The sequence below is a fragment of the Phenylobacterium sp. genome (assembly GCF_025351295.1).
Classification (GTDB): Bacteria; Pseudomonadota; Alphaproteobacteria; order Caulobacterales; family Caulobacteraceae; genus Phenylobacterium.
Window position 1 is genome coordinate 1 of the sequence record NZ_JANXWD010000133.1, and the last position, 19142, is coordinate 19142.

The 19142-nt window shown below is 71.2% G+C and carries 13 protein-coding genes and 1 pseudogene; 1 reads left to right on the plus strand and 13 read right to left on the minus strand.

Annotated elements, in window-relative coordinates:
* Positions 1 to 255 precede the first annotated feature (255 nt).
* The 12 genes and pseudogenes from Q0R13_RS18515 to Q0R13_RS18570 form a co-directional block, all read right to left on the minus strand.
* Positions 256 to 1284 carry a YCF48-related protein gene (locus Q0R13_RS18515; protein WP_293906719.1) on the minus strand — a complete coding sequence of 343 codons (1029 nt, stop codon included), beginning with the start codon at positions 1282 to 1284 and terminating at the stop codon, positions 256 to 258.
* Between the two features lie 51 nt (positions 1285 to 1335).
* Entirely contained in the window at positions 1336 to 3978 is a 2643-nt protein-coding gene (locus Q0R13_RS18520) for a nitrate reductase (protein WP_293906743.1), read from the minus strand.
* Positions 3979 to 4123: 145 nt separating this feature from the next.
* A complete protein-coding gene (nirD, locus tag Q0R13_RS18525; RefSeq protein WP_293906721.1) occupies positions 4124 to 4462 on the minus strand; it encodes a nitrite reductase small subunit NirD in 339 nt (112 codons plus the stop codon).
* The gene (gene nirB / locus Q0R13_RS18530) at positions 4459 to 6924 is read right to left on the minus strand and encodes a nitrite reductase large subunit NirB (protein WP_293906723.1); all 2466 of its coding nucleotides are present in this window, start codon (positions 6922 to 6924) and stop codon (positions 4459 to 4461) included. The genes nirD and nirB overlap by 4 nt, the downstream gene beginning before the upstream one ends.
* Before the next feature lie 11 nt (positions 6925 to 6935).
* Positions 6936 to 8150, minus strand: coding sequence for a nitrate/nitrite transporter (locus Q0R13_RS18535; RefSeq protein WP_293906725.1), 1215 nt, complete (start codon positions 8148 to 8150; stop codon positions 6936 to 6938).
* Between the two features lie 225 nt (positions 8151 to 8375).
* Positions 8376 to 9179 carry an ABC transporter ATP-binding protein gene (locus Q0R13_RS18540; RefSeq protein ID WP_293906727.1) on the minus strand — a complete coding sequence of 268 codons (804 nt, stop codon included), beginning with the start codon at positions 9177 to 9179 and terminating at the stop codon, positions 8376 to 8378.
* Positions 9180 to 9188: 9 nt separating this feature from the next.
* Positions 9189 to 9959, minus strand: a pseudogene (gene ntrB / locus Q0R13_RS18545) (nitrate ABC transporter permease); the annotation flags it as partial.
* Between the two features lie 141 nt (positions 9960 to 10100).
* Complete coding sequence (locus Q0R13_RS18550; protein ID WP_293906729.1) at positions 10101 to 11378, minus strand: CmpA/NrtA family ABC transporter substrate-binding protein; 1278 nt, start codon at positions 11376 to 11378, stop codon at positions 10101 to 10103.
* Between the two features lie 14 nt (positions 11379 to 11392).
* A complete protein-coding gene (locus Q0R13_RS18555; RefSeq protein WP_293906731.1) occupies positions 11393 to 12802 on the minus strand; it encodes an alginate export family protein in 1410 nt (469 codons plus the stop codon).
* Positions 12803 to 13088: 286 nt separating this feature from the next.
* Positions 13089 to 14201, minus strand: a complete 1113-nt coding sequence (locus Q0R13_RS18560) for a CmpA/NrtA family ABC transporter substrate-binding protein (RefSeq protein ID WP_293906733.1) — start codon at positions 14199 to 14201, stop codon at positions 13089 to 13091.
* Positions 14198 to 14773, minus strand: a complete 576-nt coding sequence (locus tag Q0R13_RS18565) for an ANTAR domain-containing protein (protein ID WP_293906735.1) — start codon at positions 14771 to 14773, stop codon at positions 14198 to 14200. The genes Q0R13_RS18560 and Q0R13_RS18565 overlap by 4 nt, the downstream gene beginning before the upstream one ends.
* 110 nt (positions 14774 to 14883) lie before the next feature.
* Positions 14884 to 15618 (minus strand): DUF4157 domain-containing protein, encoded by a 735-nt coding sequence (locus Q0R13_RS18570; RefSeq protein WP_293906737.1) that lies wholly within the window; start codon positions 15616 to 15618, stop codon positions 14884 to 14886.
* Between the two features lie 101 nt (positions 15619 to 15719).
* Here Q0R13_RS18570 and Q0R13_RS18575 point away from each other — a divergent pair, with 101 nt between their 5' ends.
* Positions 15720 to 17354, plus strand: a complete 1635-nt coding sequence (locus tag Q0R13_RS18575; RefSeq protein WP_293906739.1) for an alkaline phosphatase — start codon at positions 15720 to 15722, stop codon at positions 17352 to 17354.
* On the opposite strand, the gene Q0R13_RS18580 is transcribed toward Q0R13_RS18575, so the two are convergent.
* Entirely contained in the window at positions 17351 to 18991 is a 1641-nt protein-coding gene (locus Q0R13_RS18580) for a hypothetical protein (protein ID WP_293906741.1), read from the minus strand. The two genes, Q0R13_RS18575 and Q0R13_RS18580, sit on opposite strands and share 4 nt — an antisense overlap.
* Positions 18992 to 19142: the final 151 nt, after the last annotated feature.

The following is a 19142-nucleotide window of genomic DNA, read 5'->3' on the forward strand; positions in this document are numbered from 1 at the left end:
GGGTGCTCGCTTGCGACGCTTGGAGCTCGGCTCGAATACGCGGCGTCGTGCGGGCGCTGCCGTGAAGAACGCTTCCCATAGGGCATCCTCTTCCTGACGACTCAGGATCGATGATGCACCCTCAGACTCCGGGACCACACAGCTAGAGCCTCTCTGGTTCAAGTTGAGTCACTTGAACCAGATAAAAAGGCTCTACCTCTTTGAATTAGAGCGCGTCGGGCGGCGAAACCGGGATCCACTTTCGCCTGACGCGCTCTAGCGCCAGACGCCCACCCGGCCCTTGGCGCCGACGGCGACGCAGGTCCCGGCGGCGCAGGAGATGGCGTGGAACGCCTCTTGGTCGGCCTGGGACCAGCTGCGCCCGTCGTCGGTACTGAAGGCCGTGCCGCGCGGGCCCACGGCGATCAGGGTCCGGGCGTTCAGGCGGCCGACCGATTCCAGCAGGCGCGGCGTCCCGGACCGCGGCGCGACGGTCCAGGTCCGGCCGCCGTCGGCCGTGACGGCGAGGCTGGGCGCGGCGCGCAGTTCGTCCTTGTGGTCGCCGCCAACGATCACCCCGCCCTCCCGACCCAGTGCCAATCCGCCGAACACCCCGCCGGTCGGGCCGCCGTCGATCGGCGTATCCGCCGCCTGCCAGGTCCGGCCGCGGTCGGTGGAGCGGAAGATGCGGCCATGCGACCCGCCGCCGGTGGCGATCCAGGCGCCGGCGCGGCCGCTCAGGATCAGGGCCGAGTTGCTGGCGGCGAAGGCGGCCTCGCCCGGTTGCAGCGGCGGCAGGGTCGCCTTCACCCGCGTCCAGGTCCGCCCGCCATCCGAAGTGCGCAGCAGGAACCACGCGCCGTCGATCGGGTCGCCCAGCACCAGGCCGTGGCTGCGGTCCCAGAAGCGCAATGTGTCGAGGAAGCCGCCGGGAATCTCGGTGGAATAGACCTGCGACCAGGACGCGCCACCGTCGGCGGTCCGATACAGCCGCGCCTGCCCCGCCGGCGCGTCGCCCGCGCTCATCAGCAGGGCGGTCCGCGCGTCGAGCACCGCGAGGCCGCGGAAGTCCAGAGCCTCGGTCCCGGCGATCCGCGTCAGTCGCCAGGTTCGCCCGCCGTCGAGGGTCGTCGCGTGCGTCCCCTTCGAGCCGGAGACCTGGAACCCACCGGGGCGGGCGACCACGACGGCGCGCAGGGTCACATCGGATCGCGGGAAATCGATCGGGGTCCAGGCGGCTTGCGCCTGCGAGGCGGGCAGGAGCAGGCCGGCGACCAACGCGAGGCAGCGGATCAGGAGGTTCATGGCTGGCCAAGGGTGCGCGCAGTCGACCGCCGCCGTCGAGCCTCGCGAGTCTCAGGCCGCGTGACGGGTCGCGCCCCGCGCGGCGGCCAGCATGCGGGCGATCTCCGGGCGACAGGAGCCGCAGTTGGCCCCGGCCCCGGTCGCCTCGCCCACCGCGTCGAGGCTGTCGCAACCTTCCGCGATGGCGGTCTCGATCCGCGCCGCCCGCACGCCGCGACAGGCGCAGACGGTGGGTCCGGTCTCCACCGCATGCCCAGGCTGGCGGCCGATCAGCAGGGCCATGCGGTCTGCGGCGGTCAGGAGGTCGGCCGCGAACAGCTCGGCCAGCCAGTCGCGGGGCGGCAGGGCGCCTGAGGTGGTGAAGAAGATCACCCGGCCCAGCCGTTCGCCCTCTAGCCAGGCCTCGCGCAGCACGCCGGCGGCGGGATCCTCGAAACGCAGGGCGTCACCCGGGACCTTGGCTGTGAGGGCCTTGTGCAGCGCCGCGCGCTCGGGCGCGTCGCCCCGGCCGGCGAACTCGTGCAGCTGGCAGGCGGCGTGCGGGATGCGCCGCCATACCAGGTCCAGGCCGGCCGGCGCGCGCCAGGCCTCTCGGGCCAGGAAGAAGCCGCGCCAGGTCTCGCGATATGCGCGCACTCTGGCGGGCGTGTGCTTGAACTCCGGCTGGCCGGAGCGCGGGTCGACGCTCGGCGCGACCAGGGGGTTGGCGCGGCCCGACGGCGCGAAGGCCTCGGTCCAGTGCATCGGCATGAACACCGAGCCCGGCCGCTGGCGGTCGGTGAGCCGGGCGATGGCGATGGCCTCGCCCTGGGCGGTGACCACCCGAGCGAGCGCGCCCTCGCCCACGCCCAGCGCGATGGCGTCGGCCGGGTGCATCTCCACGTAGGGCTCCGGCGCATGGCGGCAGAGCTCGGGGGCCAGGCCCGTGCGGGTCATGGTGTGCCAGTGATCGCGAACCCGGCCGGTGTTCAGCGACATGGGATAGCCGGCCGAGGTGGCCTCTGCGGGGCCGCGCGCCGCGACCGGGATCATGCGGGCCCGTCCGTCGGGGGTCTGGTAGCGGCCGTCGGTGAACAGCCGCGCCGTGCCGCCCGCCGCCGTCACCGGCCATTGGATGGGTTCGAGCGCGTCGTAGGCCTCGGGCGTCACCCCCGCCAACGGACCGAGGTTCAGCATCCGGTCGGTGTTCTCATAGGCCGACAGCCGGGCCCACTCGCGGAACACCTGGGCGGACCCGCGCCAGCCGAAGGCGTCGCCAAAGCCCATGGCCGTCGCGACGTCGGCCACGATCCGCCAGTCGGCCCGCGCCTCGCCCGGAGGTTCGAACAGGCGCCGCTGGCGGGTGATGCCGCGTTCGGAATTGGTGACCGTGCCGTCCTTCTCGCCCCAGGCCAGGGCGGGCAGCTTGATGTGGGCGAAGGCGGCGGTGTCGGTGTCGGCCATGCAGTCGGAGACCACCACGAACGGGCAGGCCTCCAGCGCGGCGCGCACCCGGGCCGAGTCCGGCAGGCTGACCACCGGGTTGGTGGCCATGATCCAGATCGCCCTGATCCGCCCGTCGGCGACCGCATCGAACATGTCCACCGCCTTGAGGCCCGGCCCGGCCGCCACCCGGGGGGCGCTCCAGAACCGGCCGAGGCGGGCGCGGGACACCGGGTCGAAGTCCATGTGTCCGGCCAGGGTGGTGGCCATGCCGCCGGTCTCGCGGCCGCCCATGGCGTTGGGCTGGCCGGTGATCGAGAACGGGCAGGCGCCCGGTCTGCCGATCCGCCCGGTGGCCAGGTGGACGTTGAGGATCGCCGAGCCCTTGGCGACGCCCTGGGCCGACTGGTTGGCGCCCATCGAGAACAGGCTGACGGTGCGCGGCGTCTCGGCGACCATCTGGAAGAAGCGCTCGAGATCGGCCACGGCCACGCCGCAGTCCGCCGCCACCGCGGCTGGCGACTGGTCGGCCTGGGCCAGCTCGGCCTCGACCTCGGCGAAGCCTGCCACATGGGCGGCGACATAGGCGCGGTCGACGGCGCCCCTGCGGATCAGGTCGGCCAGCAGGCCGTTCCACAGCCGCACGTCGGTCTGCGGCGCGAGGGCCAGGTGCAGGTCGGCGTCCTCGGCGGTGTCGGTGCGGCGCGGGTCGATGACCACGTGGCGCTGGCCGCGGGCGCGGGCGGCCTCCATGCGCCGGAACAGCACCGGATGGGTCCAGGCGGCGTTGTGGCCGGAGAAGATCACCAGGTCCGCCAGATCCAGGTCCTCGTAGCAGCCTGGCACCAGATCGGCGCCGAACGCCAGCTTGTGGGCGACGACCGCCGAGGCCATGCAGAGCCGAGAATTGGTGTCGATGTTCCCCGAGCCGATGAACCCCTTCATCAGCTTGTTGGCGGCGTAGTAGTCCTCGGTCAGCAGCTGGCCGGAGACGTAGAAGGCCACCGAGTCCGGGCCGTGGCGGGCGATGGTCTCGGAGAACCTGCCGGCAATTCGGGAGATGGCGTCGTTCCACGAGGTTTTGCGGCCGCCGATTGCCGGATGCAGCAGCCGGTCCTCCAGGCCGACCGTCGAGCCGAGCGCGCTGCCCTTCGAGCAGAGCCGGCCGAGGTTGGCGGGATGGGCGGGATCGCCGGTGATCTTCAGTCTGCGACCGTCAGGGACCGCGCTGACTCCGCAACCCACGCCGCAATAGGGGCAGGCGGTCCGGATCTGTGCGGCGCCAGCGCCCCCTCCACCCTTCGGGTCACCCTCCCCCGTTGGCACGGGGGAGGAACTGGATCGGCGCTGTTCCTCACCCGCTTGCGGGGGAGGGGGACCCCGAAGGGGTGGAGGGGGCGCTGCAGCGCGCACAGCCCTACATCCGGCCCAGGAACAGCCGGCCGTCACGCACTTCCAGCGGCACGACCGGCGCGCAGCCCTTGCCGCGGTCCGCCCCCATCGCCTCGCCCGTGGCCAGCTCGATCGACCAGTTGTGCAGCGGGCAGGTCACCGCGTGGCCGTGGACGATCCCCTGGCTGAGCGGGCCGCCCTTGTGCGGGCAGCGGTCGCGCAGCGCGAACACCCGCCCGTCGCCGGTGCGGAAGATGGCGATGTCGCCGCCGGTGGTCGGCACCCGCCGCGAACCGCGCAGGGGGATGTCCGTCACCGCGCCCACGTCGGTCCACGCGATGGGATCCTTCACGAGCGCGTTCATACGGGTTCGAACTCCATGCGGCGGCTGAGCGGGTTGAATTCGTGGGAGTCGCGGCCGGCCACCCGCTCGGCCCAGGGGTCGACGCGGAAGAAGCGCTGCGAATAGGCGAAGCGGTCGTAGAGGGCGCGCCGGGCCTGCGGATCCTCGGCCTGGGCCTTGATGGCGGGCAGGCCGATACGGTCCATCCACTTGTAGATCCGCTCCAGGTACCAGGCGTTCTCCCGGTAGAACTGCATCACCGCGCAGATGGTCCAGATCGCCTCCTGCTCGGTGGCGACCTTGGTGAGGATCTCGGTGCCGCGGATGTGCAGGCCGGCGGCGCCGCCGACATGGATCTCGTAGCCGCTGTCGACGCAGATCACGCCGATGTCCTTGCAGGTCGCCTCGGCGCAGTTGCGCGGGCATCCGGAGACGCCCAGCTTCACCTTGGCCGGGGACCAGGACCCCCACATGAACTTCTCCAGCCGCACGCCCAGGCCGGTGGAATCCTGGGTCCCGAACCGGCACCAGTCGGTCCCGACGCAGGTCTTCACGGTGCGCAGGCCCTTGGCGTAGGCGTGGCCCGAGACCATGCCGGCGGCGTTGAGGTCGGCCCAGACGGCCGGCAGGTCGTCCTTCTTGACGCCCAGCAGGTCGATGCGCTGGCCGCCGGTGACTTTCACGGTGGGGATCTCGAACTTGTCGACCACGTCGGCGATGGCCCGGAGCTCGTCGGCCGAGGTCACACCGCCCCACATCCGCGGCACGACCGAATAGGTGCCGTCCTTCTGGATGTTGGCGTGGACCCGCTCGTTGATGAAGCGCGACTGGGTGTCGTCGCGGTAGTCGCCCGGCCAGGCGCAGACCAGGTAGTAGTTGAGCGCCGGACGACACGAGGAACAGCCGTCGGGGGTGGTCCACTCCAGCGCCTGCATGACCGCCGGGATCGACTTCAGGTCCTCGGCGACCAGCCGCCGGCGCACCTCGTCGTGACCGCGCGGCGTACAGCTGCACACCGGCTTCGGCCCGGTCTGGATTTCGAACGCGTCGCCCAGGCTGAGCTTCAGCAGCTTCTCCACCAGCGGCGTACAGGTGCCGCAGGAGGCCGAGGCCTTGGTGACGGCGCGCACGCTCTCCAGGGTGGTCAGGCCCTGGCCATTGATGGCGGAGACGATCTCGCCCTTGCAGACGCCGTTGCAGCCGCACACCTCGGTGGTGTCGGCCATGGCCGCAACGGCCGCGCTAGGGTCCAGGCCCCGAAGGCCCTCCGTGACCGCCTGGCCGAACACCAGGGTCTCGCGGATCGCGGCCACGTCCTGGCCCGACTTCATCAGGTCGAAGTACCAGCCTCCGTCCGCCGCGTCGCCGAACAGCACCGCGCCGGCGACCTTGCCGCCCTCAAGCACGATGCGCTTGTAGACGCCGCGCCCGGCGTCGCGGAACACGATGTCCTCGCACCCGACCCCGCCCAGGTGCTTGCCAGCCGAGAAGACGTCGACGCCGGAGACCTTCAGGCGTGTGGAGAGGCTGGAACCTTCGTAGGTTGCGGCCCCGCCGGTCAGCGCATCGCCTAGGGTGCGGCACATCTCCCAGATCGGGGCCACCAGACCGTAGCATTGGCCGCGGTGCTCGACGCATTCGCCGATCGCGTAGACGGCGGGGTCGGAGGTGCGGAGCGTGTCGTCCACCACCACGCCGCGCTTGACGTCCAGACCCGCGGCCTTGGCCAGGCCGGTGGCTGGCCGGATGCCCACCGCCATCACCAGGAGGTCGCAGGGCAGGACCCGGCCGTCCGTCAGCCGCAGGCCGGCGACCCGGCCGTTCTCACCGACGATCTCCTCGGATTGCGCCTCCAGCTCCGTGGCCACGCCCTTTTCGGCCAGGGCCTCGGTGAGCAGGAAGCCGGCCGAGGCGTCCAGCTGGCGCTCCATCAGCACGTCAAGCAGGTGGATCACCGTCGCCGACATGCCGCGCTTCGACAGCCCATAGGCCGCCTCGATGCCCAGCAGGCCGCCGCCGATCACCACGGCCTCGGCGCCGGGCCGGGCCGCCGCGATCATCGCCTCGACATCGTCCAGGTCGCGGAAGGTGACCACGCCGTTGAGATCCGCCCCCGGCAGCGGCAGGCGGATCGGGTCCGATCCCGTGGCCAGGATCAGCCGGTCGTAGCCGACCTCGATCCCGCCTGCCGCGCGGACCAGCCTGGCCTCGCGGTCGATACCCTCCACCGCATGGCCGGCGTGGAGCACGATGCCGTTGTCGGCGTACCAGGCCTCGTCGTTGAGCACGATGTCGGCGAAGGCCTTCTCCCCGGCCAGGACCGGCGACAGCATGATCCGGTCGTAGTTCACCCGCGGCTCGGCGCCGAAGATGGTGATGTGATAGCGGTCGGGGTCGCGCTTCAGCACCTCCTGCACGGCCCGGCAGCCGGCCATGCCGTTGCCGATGACGACGAGCTTTTCCCGGGGGGTCTTGAGGGCCATGGCGTTTGTCCTCAGAGCCGCAGCGACGCGCCGGCCAACTCCGGCCAGGTTTTGCGCCAGCGCGCCTTGACGCCCAGCAGACCGACCAGAGCGATGAGGGCGAGCGCCGCGAAGGCCAGCAGGCCGCCCTGGTAGGAACCGGTCACCTGCTTGGCCCAGCCAAGGCTGGAGGCCAGGTAGAAGCCGCCAGCTCCGCCGGTCGCGCCCACCAGGCCGGTGACCACGCCGATCTCCTTGCCGAACCGTTGCGGGGCCAGTTGGAAGACCGCACCATTGCCGGCGCCCAGCGACATCATCACGAACAGGAACAGCGCCAGGGCCACCCAGGGGCTGGGCTGCTGGAAGCTGGCCAGGGCCAGGCCCAGGGCGGCCAGCACATAGACGACCGACAACGTGCGGACCCCGCCGACCCGATCCGCCAGCGCCCCACCCACCGGTCGGACGAACGAGCCGGCGAACACGCAGGCGGCGGTGAAGAAACCGGCGGTGACCGCGGGCAGGCCATACTCGGCGTTGAAGTAGATGGTCAGCGAGGACGACAGCCCCACGAAGCCGCCGAAGGTCACGCCGTAGAGGCCCATCAGCCACCAGGCGTCCCGCGTCGACAGCACCGCCATGTACTCGGCCAGCCGCTTGGGCGGCGGGCGGTTCGGGGCATCCTTGGCGAAGACGACAAAGACCACGAGGGCCAGCGCCAGCGGCAGGGCGGCGAGGCCGATCACGTTCTGCCAGCCCCAGATCTGGGCCAGGCCCGGCGCGAACAGGGCCGCCAGGGCGGTGCCCGAGTTGCCGGCCCCGGCGATGCCCAGGGCCAGGCCCTGGTACTCCGGCGGATACCAGCGCGAGGCCAGCGGCAGGGCTACGGCGAAGGAGGCGCCGGCCACGCCCAGGACGATGCCCAGCACCAGAACCTGATTGTAGCTGTGCACCCCCAGCATCCAGGCGGCGGCCAGGCCCGCCAGCACGATCAGCTGGCCGATGATGCCGGTAAGCTTCGGCCCGATGTGGTCGACCAGCACGCCGGCCACCAGACGCAGGATGGCCCCGGACAGCACCGGTAAGGCGACCATCAGGCCCTTCTGCGCCGGCGTCAGGCCGAAGTCCTTGGCGATCGCCACACCCAATGGGCCCAGCAGGACCCAGGTCATGAAGCTCAGGTCGAAATAGAGGAAAGCGGAGAGCAGCGTCGGGGTGTTCCCCGACTTGAGGAAGCTACGGCTGACCATGGCGGCAAGGCCCCTGAATGAGGTGGAACTGGCGGCGTCGCCGGGCGAATGGAGGGCTCAACCCTGAGCCGGTCCGAAGCCGCGAACGCCGTTGTCCTGGGCCGTGATCGAACGGATAGGCGGGCTGTCGCGCCGTGTCTCGCGTCGCGTCGCTGGTGGTCGCCGCTCTAATGCTGCAGCGCAAAAAATGGGCGCCGTCGCCCCGGGCGGCGCCCAAGGACTGAGCTAGGCGGCGGGCCGGATCCCCGCGTGGCGGGCGTAGAGGAATTCGATCACCCTGTGCCGGGCGGCGACATAGGCCGGCGTCGCGTCGACCTCGATCCGCCGCCGCGGCCGGGGCAGGTCGACGGTGACGATGTCGCCGATCTCGGCGGCCGGGCCGTTGGTCATCATCACGATGCGGTCGGAGAGCAGCACCGCCTCGTCCACGTCGTGGGTGATCATCATCACCGTATTGCCCAGCTTGCCGTGGATCTCCATCACGCTGTCCTGCAGGTTGGCGCGGGTCAGCGCGTCCAGCGCCCCGAACGGCTCGTCCAGCAGCAGCACCTTGGGCTCCATGGCCAGCGCCCGGGCCAGGCCCACCCGCTGCTTCATCCCGCCGCTGATCTCGGCCGGCTTCCTGTCCTTGGCATGGGTCATCTGCACCAGGGCCAGGTTGTGCAGGGTCCAGGCGTGGCGCTCGGCGCGGGACTTCCTGCCCCCGAACACCTTGTCCACCGCCAGGCGCACGTTCTCGTAGACGCTGAGCCAGGGCAGCAGGGAGTGGTTCTGGAACACCACCGCCCGGTCGGGGCCCGGCGCCTCGACGGCCTGCCGGTCCAGGATCACCGCGCCGCTGGTGACTGGCAGCAGGCCGGCCACCACGTTCAGCAGGGTGGACTTGCCGCGGCCGGAATGGCCGATGATCGAGATGAACTCGCCCTGGTCGATGGTCAGGTCGACGGCGCGCAGCACCTCGCTGGCCCGGGCGCCGCCGCTGAAGGTGACGCCGACGTTCTTGATGGAAAGATAGGCTCTGCTGGTCATGGCGCGTCTTTAGCTCGCGGCCGCGCCGCGGGAGACGATGCGGCCCATGAGGGCGACCAGCCGGTCGAGCGCGAAGCCCACTAGGCCGACCCAGACCAGGGCCACGACGATGTCGGAGATGTGCGACGAATTGTACTGGTCCCAGATGAAGAACCCGACCCCCACGCCGCCCAGCAGCATCTCGGAGGCGACGATGGCCAGCCAGCTCATGCCGACCCCGATCCGCAGGCCGGTGAAGATATAGGGCGTGGCGGCCGGCAGCAGGATGGTCAGGAAATACTCGATGGGCGAGAGGCGCAGCACCCGGCCGATGTTGACATAGTCCGGCGGGATGTTGCGCACGCCGACCGCCGTGTTGATGATGATCGGCCAGATGGCGGTGATGAAGATCACGAACAGGGCCGAGGGCTGCGCCTCGTGCAGGGCGGCCAGCGAGATCGGCAGCCAGGCCAGTGGCGGCACCGTCCTGAGCACCTGGAAGATCGGGTCCAGGGCGCGGTGGGCGAAGCGGCTGGAGCCCACCAGCACCCCCAGCGCCACGCCGACCACGGCGGCCAGGCTGAAGCCGACGGCGACGCGCTTCACGCTGGTCAGCACGTGCCAGAACAGGCCCTTGTCCTCCCCGCCGTGGTCGAAGAACGGGTGCAGGATCAGCTCCCGCGACTCGGTCCAGATGGTGGTCGGCGCGGGCAGGCCCTGGCCGGACGAGGACAGCACCTGCCAGATCAGCAGCACGGCCGCGAGGGCGACCACCGGCGGCAGGACGGCGGCGGCGGCGCTCTTCAGGGCGGTGGCCAGCCGCTCGGCCCTGGCGGTGGCGGCGCGGGGCAAGGGCAGCACCCGCGCCGGCGACGGCGGCCGGACGGCGGTGGGGTCGGGATCGTCTTGCGACCAGGCGGGCAGGCTCATGGCGCGGGGCTCCTAGACCAGTTTCTTGATCGGCTGGCTGGCGAGGTAGGCGGCCGGGTTGGCGGGATCGAACACCTTGCCATCGAAGAACTTCTCGACCCCGCGGCTGTCGCCGGCCGGGGCCGGCTTGCCCAGGGCCTTGGCCGCGGCGCGCCAGACGTCGGACCGGTTCACCTGGTTGACCAGGGCCATCTTGTTGGTCGCCTGTGGCAGCACCCCCCAGCGGACGTCCTCGGTGAGGAACCACAGGTCGTGCGACTTGAAGGGGAAGGAGGCGTTGCCGGCCCAGAACTTCATATAGTGGCCCGAGCCCTTGAGGCTGCGGCCGTCGCCGTAGTCGACAGTCCCCTGCAGGCGCGGCAGGATATCGCCGATCGGCACGTTGATGTACTGGCGGCCGGAGACGATCGAGCACATTGCCGGGCGGTTGGCCATCTGGTCGCACCACATCTGGGCTTCCATGACCGCCATGGTGATCGCCTGGGCGGCGCGCGGATATTTCGCCACCCAGTCGGCGCGCATGGCGAGCGCCTTCTCCGGGTGGTCCATCCAGATCTCGGAGGTCAGGCAGGCGGTATAGCCGACCTTTTGGTTCACCAGCTGGCCGTTCCAGGGCTCGCCGACGCAGAACGCGTCCTGGGTGCCGGCCTTCATGTTGGCCACCATCTGCGGCGGCGGGATCACGATGGTCGAGACGTCGGTCTCCGGATTGATGCCGCCCGCCGCCAGCCAGTAGCGGACCCACAGGTCGTGCGTGCCGCCCCGGAAGGTCATGGCCACCTTGGCGATGTTCCCGGCCGCCTTGAGCTGGGCGAACTTGGCCCGGGCGCCGGCGCTGTTCAGGCCGACCTTCACGGCCTTCAGGTCGTTCCCGACGCTGATCCCCTGGCCGTTGAGATTGAGGCGGGCCAGGATGTTCATCGGCAGCGGCCGGCCGCCTGTCGCCTGGCCGGTGGTCAGCAGATAGGGCATCGGCGTCAGGATGTGGCTGCCGTCGATCCCGCCGCCGCCGGACCCCAGCACCAGGTTGTCGCGCACCCCGGCCCATGAGGGCTGTTTCAGCACCTCGACGTCCGGCATGCCGTATTTGGCGAACAGGCCACGCTCCTTGGCGATGATCAGGGGCGAGGAGTCGGTCAGGGCGATGAAGCCCAGGCGGGCCTTGGCGATCTCCGGGCCGGGCCCAGCGGCGAAGGCGCCGGAGGGCATCAGGGTGCGGGCCGCCGCGAGGGTGGCGGCCGCGGCGGTCAGCGCCTGGCGGCGGTTCAGGGTGAAGGTCTTGGAGGTCATGGCGCGGCCTTGGCTCAGAGCTTGTATTCGAGGGTGAACCAGACCTTGGTCCGGCTGGGCGGCGGCGTGGCCGTGCCGACCAGCACGTGCGTCTCGCGTTCGAAATCGGCGTATTTGATCGCCGCGGTGAGCTTGGGGTTGATCGCCGCCTGGACCTGGGCGTCCCACTCGTGGCCGAGGTTGGCGCCGGTCCGCTGGTCGTCGAAGTCGTGGTAGCGGACGATGACGTCCAGGTTGAACAGATAGTCCCACTTCCAGCGCGGCTTGGCGTTCAGGGTCAGGTTGAGATCGCGCAGGCCGTCGACGAAACCCTTGTTGCCGCCCAGCGGCTGGACGAAGGCGTCGGACCAGCCCTGGAAGCCGTGGGTGGTCGCCAGCGGGGTGGTGAACCCGCGGGTCCCGTTTCCCTCCAGAGACTCGTAGGAGAGCTTGGCGGTATAGATGTCGAAGCTCGCGGCCAGGTCGCCGCCATAGTAGTCCAGGCTGTAGCTTGGCGTGTTGGAGCGGTAGTCGCTCTGGTTGGCGAAGGTGGCGTCATAGGCCAGCTGGAACAGGCCCACCCAGGTCTTGCCCGACGCCTTGATCCCCTTGGTGACCGACGAATTGGCCGGCGCGTTGCCGAAGTCCAGCGCGTAGACGAAGCCCTGCAGCCGCAGCTGCTCGGCCGGCGACCAGGTCAGCTGGGCCAGGTGGCTGTCGCTATCCCAGTCGCGCTGTTCACCCAGCACCCGGTTCACGTGGGTGACGTAGGCGTAGATCAGCTTGAACCGGCCATAGGCCAGGTCCAGGCGCACGGCGTCGAAGGTCTGCTCGTCCTGGCGCCAGCCGACGTTGCCGACGAAACGCTGGTCGTCGATCAGGATCCGCTGCCGGCCGACCGCGGCCTGAACCATGGCGTTGGGCGCCCAGGTCAGCTGCAGGCGGTTCAACTCGGTGACGTCCGGGTCGTTGATCAGCGGGTACTTCGCCTTGTCCACGCCGTTCAGCGGCGGGGTCGCGGCGCCGGGCACATTGACCGCGAAGTCCTCGGGGCCGAGCTGGCGGACGTCCTCGAACTCCACCAGGCCCTTGAAGCCCCGCCAGTCGCCGGTCTCCCAGCCCAGGCGGGTGCGGGCCGTGAAGGCCTCGCCCTTGTGGGTCAGGGTCGCGGTCCGCTTCTGGTCGACGAACTCGTAGCGGGCGCGCACCTCGAACAGCAGCCTGCCGGCCGCGATGGTGTCGCTGATCGTCGCCAGCGGTGGCTTGGCGGCCGGCTCCATGGCCGGCGCGATGACCGCCGGCGCGGCGTCCTGCGGCCCCTCGACCAGGCCGTCCGGCGGCGCGGTAGCCAGCGGCGGATCGGCCGTCTGCGCCGCCGCCGCACCGGTCCAGGCCAGGGCGACGCCGGCCGACCCGAGCACCAGCGCTCTCTTGAATCCGTTCATGTGGCTCATCCCCCGAGGCCAAAAAAAACGCCCGCCCGGGGAGGAACCCCCGTGCGGACGTCGATGTCCGTGCAAGTCGGCGCAAGCCCTGCGCCGGCGGCCTTTGTGCGGCCGTCGCGGAACGTCGTTGTCCCGCGATGTCGATGTCAGGTCGTCATGGTCGCCGCTGCACCGCAACACGGTAAGCGCCCGCCACCCCTGCAAATCGGCGCCATGGGGTCCAGATGCCCAGGCCGTGGGCGCCGGTTCGGGTCGCGGCGCTCAAGTTCTGGGCGGACAGCTCCAATCAGCCGGTCGGAATCCGGCTCATCCGCCCGCTGACGGCGTGATCCCGGGCCGTGGCCAGGCTGAAGACCCCGGCGTCGCCATAGCCTTCCAGGGTCTCGAGTCGCGCCGGGACCGCCGCCCCGACCGCAGCCGCCGCGGTCGCATAGAGGTCGGGCCGATAGACCCGGCGGGCGACGGCGCCAATGTCGATGTGGGCGCCTACATGGGCCCAGCGCATCATCTGGCTGAGCAGCCAGCCCGCGTGCGCCGGCTCCGGCGCGCTGGCCCCGTCGGCGTGGAACACCATGTCGGCCAGCGATTCCTCGATCGTCGCGGCGTCGGCGCCGACGTACCGCGGCTGCGCCAGCAGGGCGGCGAGCTCGGCGCGGTTGCCGGCCTCGTCAGCCCAGGCCGCCGCGCGGATCATGGCCCGCAGCAGGGCCTGCAGGGTCTCGGGATGACGGGCGGCCCAGGCCTCGGCGACCGCGAACACCTTGTCCGGCGTACGCGGCCACAGCTGCGAGCCGCGGGCCACGATGAGCCCCGCCCCGGCCTTCACCGCCGCGGTGTCCCAGGGCTCGGTGACGCAGAAGCCCTCCACCACGCCCTCGACCAGCAGCCCGGTCATCCGCGACGGCGGCGCCACGGCCAGGCGGACGTCGCGGTCCGGATCGACGCCGGCGCGGGCCAGCCAGTCGCGCAGCAGATAGTTGTGGGTCGAGAACGGGAAGACGACCGCCAGGGTGATCGGACTGGCGCCCTCGTCGCGCCGGCGCGCGATCAGCCGGGCCAGGCCGTCCGCCTGCCCGCCCGCCGCCGCCGCCCCGGCCAGGCGCGAGGCCAGGGTGATCGCCGGACCGTTGAGGTTGAGGACCAGGGGCGCCACCAGCGGCGTCGGCTCCGCCCCGGCCGCCCCGATGCTGGTGGCCAAGGCCAGGGGCGCCAGCATGTGCGCGCCGTCGAGCGCGCCCACATTCAGCTTGTCGCGGATCGTCGCCCACGAGACCTCGCGCACCAACTCGACGTCCAGGCCCTCGGCGGCGAACAACCCCCGCGTCCTGGCCACGATCAGGGTCGCGGCGTCGTTCAGCGCGATGAAACCGAAGCGCAGGGGCCGCTCGCCGTTCATCATCCGGTCCCCTTCAAGACGCCGGCATAGGCCAGGAGGTCGGCCGCCACCGCTCCTAGCGGCCGGCCGGTATCCATCGAGAGCTTGCGCAGCAGGCGATAGGCGGCGTCCTCGTCAAGCCCGCGCTCCTTCATCAGCAGCGCCTTGGCCCGCTCGATGGTCTTGCGCGAGACCAGGTCTGCCTTGGCCTTTTCCAGGTCCTGGCGCAGGCCGTTCATCAGCTGGAAGCGGGTCATCGCCACTTCCAGCACCGAGCGCACGCGAGCCGCCGAGAGGCCGTCCACCACATAGGCCGAGACCCCGGCCAGGACCGCCTGTTCGGCCAGGCCGGGCTCGGAGCGGTCGACGAACATCACCACCGGGCGCGGGTTGGCGGCGGTGGCCTCGCGCAGGCTCTCGATGGTGTCGCGGTCCGGGCTGTCGGAGGCCACGACGATCACATCGGGCGCGAACGCCGCGGCCGCAGCCTCGGTGAACAGGGCGAGGTGGCGCACCTCCAGCGGCTCGACGCCGGCGAGGCCGTCGGCGACCAGGGCCGCTCGGGCCGGGTCGGGATCCACGACAAGCACACGCATCGCCTGCGACTAGGCGGCAGCGGCGCGCGGCGTCCAGCCGGCGCGGCCCCGCGCCGCCGGCTCGATCGACCGGCGCCGCCTTTTTGCACAGCGGCCGCCGCGACGAGGCCTCAGCGCGGGTCGGCGACGTCGACGGCAGGGGTCATGGCCGCCGCCCGCGCGCCCATCACGTCGGCCTCGTGCTCCAGCCCCGCGTCATCGTTGACCGGGACGTCGCCCTTCATCTGGGTCGTCGGCTGGACGCGGCCCTGGGCCTGCTGGGCCACGTGCCAGGCCTCGTGCGGCAGATGCCGCTCCTGGCCCGGGCCAAGGTGGATGTCGCGCCCCTGGGCGTAGGCCAGGGCATTGAGCTGGGCGGGCTGCGCGGAATTGTAATGCACCTTCACGCCGTCCATCGACAGGCCGGACAGGGTCTCGACCCCGGCCTTGAGGCCGTCCGGCAGGCCGGTGTCGTTGCGCGGCGCGGCGGGTTCGGGCGCCAGCTGGGCGACGGGCGCCCGCTTCATCTGCAACTCGTCCTCAGGCGCGGCGGCCCGCTGCATCGTGTCGTCCTCGAGACCCGCCAGCTGCGCCACGCCGGGGGCCCGCTTCATCTGGAGCTCTTCCTCCGGCCCGCCCTGCAACTGGACGGCGGGACCGAAGGCGCTCTCAAGCGCGCGCCGCTGGGCGACCATGGCGGGACTGTCCTGCACCGCCTGGATCATCGCCCGCTGGACGGCCGCCCCCGGACCCAGATCGGCGGACGCCCTGGCCGTGACGGGGCGTGGCCCCCGCTCGGCCGCCGGGATGCGCCGCCCCTGGTCCGGCCGCCCAAGGTGCGGTTGTGTCCTGCCCGCGTACGCCATGTCGCGTCCTCCACCGTCCAGCGGTTGTATTGTGAGGCACAACCGCTGAATGTAGCTCTACCACGGTTCCTGCGCGGACCGAACTCTCGGCAGGGGGCGGAATGTCAAAGAAGGTCGCTGGCCTGCTGTGGATTTTCGCCCTGGCGGCCTGTGCGCACAAGCCGCCGGCCGGCCCGCCGCAACCCGTGGTCCAGATCGCCGCCCCGGCGGCCCAGACCGGCGGGTCTCGGCCCGAGTCGCCCGCCCTCTGGCGCAAGGAAGGCGAGGCGATCCTCGCGGACGCCCAGAAGCCCGTGAGCGTCCACACCCGCGCCCGGAACCTGATTCTGTTCGTTGGCGACGGTCTGGGCGTGTCCACGGTGACCGCCGCGCGCATCCTGCAGGGCCAGCAGACGGGGGCGGCGGGCGAGGAGAACCAGCTGTCGTTCGAGCACTTCCCGGCCACGGCCCTGGTCAAGACCTACAATACCGACCGCCAGACCGCGGAGGCCGCCGGCGCGATGACCGCGATCCTCACCGGCCTCAAGACCCGCGCCACCTCGATCGGCCTGGACCAGACCCCCAGTCTCGGACAGTGCCAGGAGGCCTTCGGCCACGAAGCCAAGAGCCTGCTGGAAACCGCCAAGGACGCGGGCCTGGCGGCCGGCGTGGTCAGCACGATGCGGATCACCCACGCGGTCCCGGCCGCGACCTACGCCCACGTCAGCGACCGCGACTGGGAAACCGACGACCGGATGCCGCCGGCCGCCATCGCCCAGGGCTGCCACGACATCGCCGAGCAGCTGGTGGAGTTCGATCATCACGGCGGCCTGGACGTGGTGATGGGCGGCGGCCGCCTGGCCTTCACCCCGGCCGGCCAGCCTGACCCGCAGAGCGCCGGGCGGCTGGGCGCGCGCCAGGACGGCCAGGACCTGATCGCCAAGTGGCGCGCGCGCTATCCGGGCGGCCGCTACATCCGCACCGGCAGCCAGCTGGCCGGCGTCGACTGGACCTCCGTCTCCGGTCCCCTGCTGGGCCTGTTCAGCCCCGACAACATGGCGTTCGAGGCCGATCGGGTCGAGGCCGGCGACGACCAGCCGTCGCTGACCGCCATGACCAAGGCGGCGATCGCCGGCCTGAAGCGCAGCCCCAAGGGCTATGTGCTGCTGGTGGACGCCGGCGGCATCGACCGGGCCCACCATGCGGGCAACGCCGGGCAGGCGCTCGGCGAGGCCATCGAGCTCTCCAACGCGGTGCAGGCGGCCATCGAGATGACCAGCGAGGCGGACACCCTGATCGTGGTCACCGCCGACCATGGCCACACGCTGACGATCGGCGGCTATCCCAAGCGCGGGAACCCCATCCTGGGCTGGGCGCGGGGCGAGGACGGCGCGCCGCTGCTGGACGCGCGCGGCCGGCCCTACACGACGCTCGCCTATGCCAACGGCCCCGGCGCGCCCGAGGCCCGCGCCGCGCTGCCCGCCGACAGCGACCCGGCCAAGGACCTGACCTTCCTGCAGACCGCCGCGGCGCCAATGGTGGCCGAAACCCATGGCGGCGAGGATGTGCCGGTCTATGCCCGCGGCCCGGGCGCGCAATGGGTGCACGGGGCGTTCGAGCAGAACGGCCTCTACTGGATCATGCAGGCCGCCCTGGAGGGCATCCAGCCCCCGCCCGCGCCGCCGCCGAAACCGGCCAAGCGGTCGCTGATCCCGAAGCTCCCGAAGCTCTGGCCGTTCGGCAAGGACAAAACCTAAGGCGCCGGGATTCTCGGCTTGGCGATGAACCAGGCGCCGATCAGGCCGCCGCCGACGATCAGGATCAGCAGCGGCAGGTTGCCCGCCGCCAGGCCCTTGAGCGCGGTGTCGGTCATCAGCAGGAACAGGCTGGCCGCCGCCGTGAGGCCGCACAGGCCGAACAGCAGATAGGTATAGAGCTGGGCGTGTCGGCTGACCTGCCCCCATCGGATGTAGGCGAAAGCCCCGACGATGGTGAGCAGTACCAGCGCCTGCCAGGCCAGCCGCAGGATCAGGCTGCAGAGCACCAGCGATACGCCCAGCGGTCCGACATGGGCGCCGAAGAACACGCCCGCCAGCCGCGTGCTGGCCTCCTTGTCGGCCAACGTCGCCTGGGCGGGCACGGGCCACAGGGCGACTCCGCCGAAGTTCTGGCGGAAGTAGACCAGGTCGTCGTCCAGTTGCTGGCCATCGACCGGGGACAGCGCCCGGGGCGGCGGCTTGCCGGCCGAGGTCCCGCCGCCGGGCAGGTAAAGGATGGGTACGACACTCTGCAGCACCGCGACCCGGTCGTTGCCCCGCAGGCCGGGGATCTGGTCGAGGCTGGCGCGCAGGACCTTCTTGTCCGCGCTGGTGGACTCGCGCACCGGGGTCAGCAGGCGCACCGCGATGTCGGTGCTGCCGATGTAGCGGGCGCGCTCGTCCTTCGGCAGGTCGTGGTGGCGCGACGCGCGTTCCGCCAACTGCTTGTAGCCGAGGAAGCTGTGCCAGACTGCCGCCTGGCGGTCCGTCGGCGGCGGCGGGCTCGGCGCGCCGGCCAGCGAGTCCGGCGCGACGATGTTGAGCGTGTACGGCCGCTTGTTGGCCTGCATGATCAGGATCAGTTCGTGGATGAACCCGTCCTGGAAATCGGCGTAGGCCTTCCATTCGTCCGCGTCCGCCCCGCTGTCCGGCTCGTCGAACATCACCGTGACCCCGTCGAACACGTGCGTCGGGTCCTTCCAGAACGGCAGCAGCAGGTGGCGCACGCCGCGGCCTTCCAGGGGCGTGTCGGCCAGGGCCATGGCGTTGCGGGCGGAGACCTCGGCCAGGATCTGCACCTGCTGCGGCGGCATGCCGTGCAGGAAGCGCCAGTCGCCGCGCCGGAGCACCAGGTCCAGCCGCGAGCCATGCGCGTGGGCCGCGCGGGCGAAGGCGCTGGTCGCGTTCCACCAGGTCTCCGCCTGCGGCGTGGCATTGGTGGGCTGGATCCAATCGCCGGCGGCGCGCAGTTGCAGGCCGATCAGGCCGATCCGGTTGACCTGGTCGAACGCGACCTCGGGCGGCGGCGTCGTCGAGCGCCAGAACGCGAAGAAGCCGTAGATCACCTTGGCGCTCGGCCCGTCGGGCGGGGCGATGCAGCCGCAGCCCGGCTGGTTGGCCCACGTCAACGGCGGGGCGCTGTTGAACGGGATCTGCTTCCTGGCGAGCGCCACGATGGGGCCGGCGGGCAAGGTCGGCCGCTTCTGGAGGTAGCGGAACGTGAGGGCGCGCTCGAACAGGGCGCGGCTTGGATACTGCACGTCCAGCAGCGGCGCGATGGCGGCCTTCAGGTCCGGGTAGAGCAGGGGCTGGGGCGGATCGCATGATGGATCACGAACCCGATACCGGCGCGACACCGCTTTGATGTCATGCCTCGCGCGCTTCGTTTAGCGGCGTAGCTTGCGGCACGTTGCAAGCGAGGAGCAACATCATTTCGTCAAGTTGGCGCCAGCGCCTCGCAAGCGAGGCCGCTAAACAACTGCTAAACAACTGATGGTTCAGTCATTC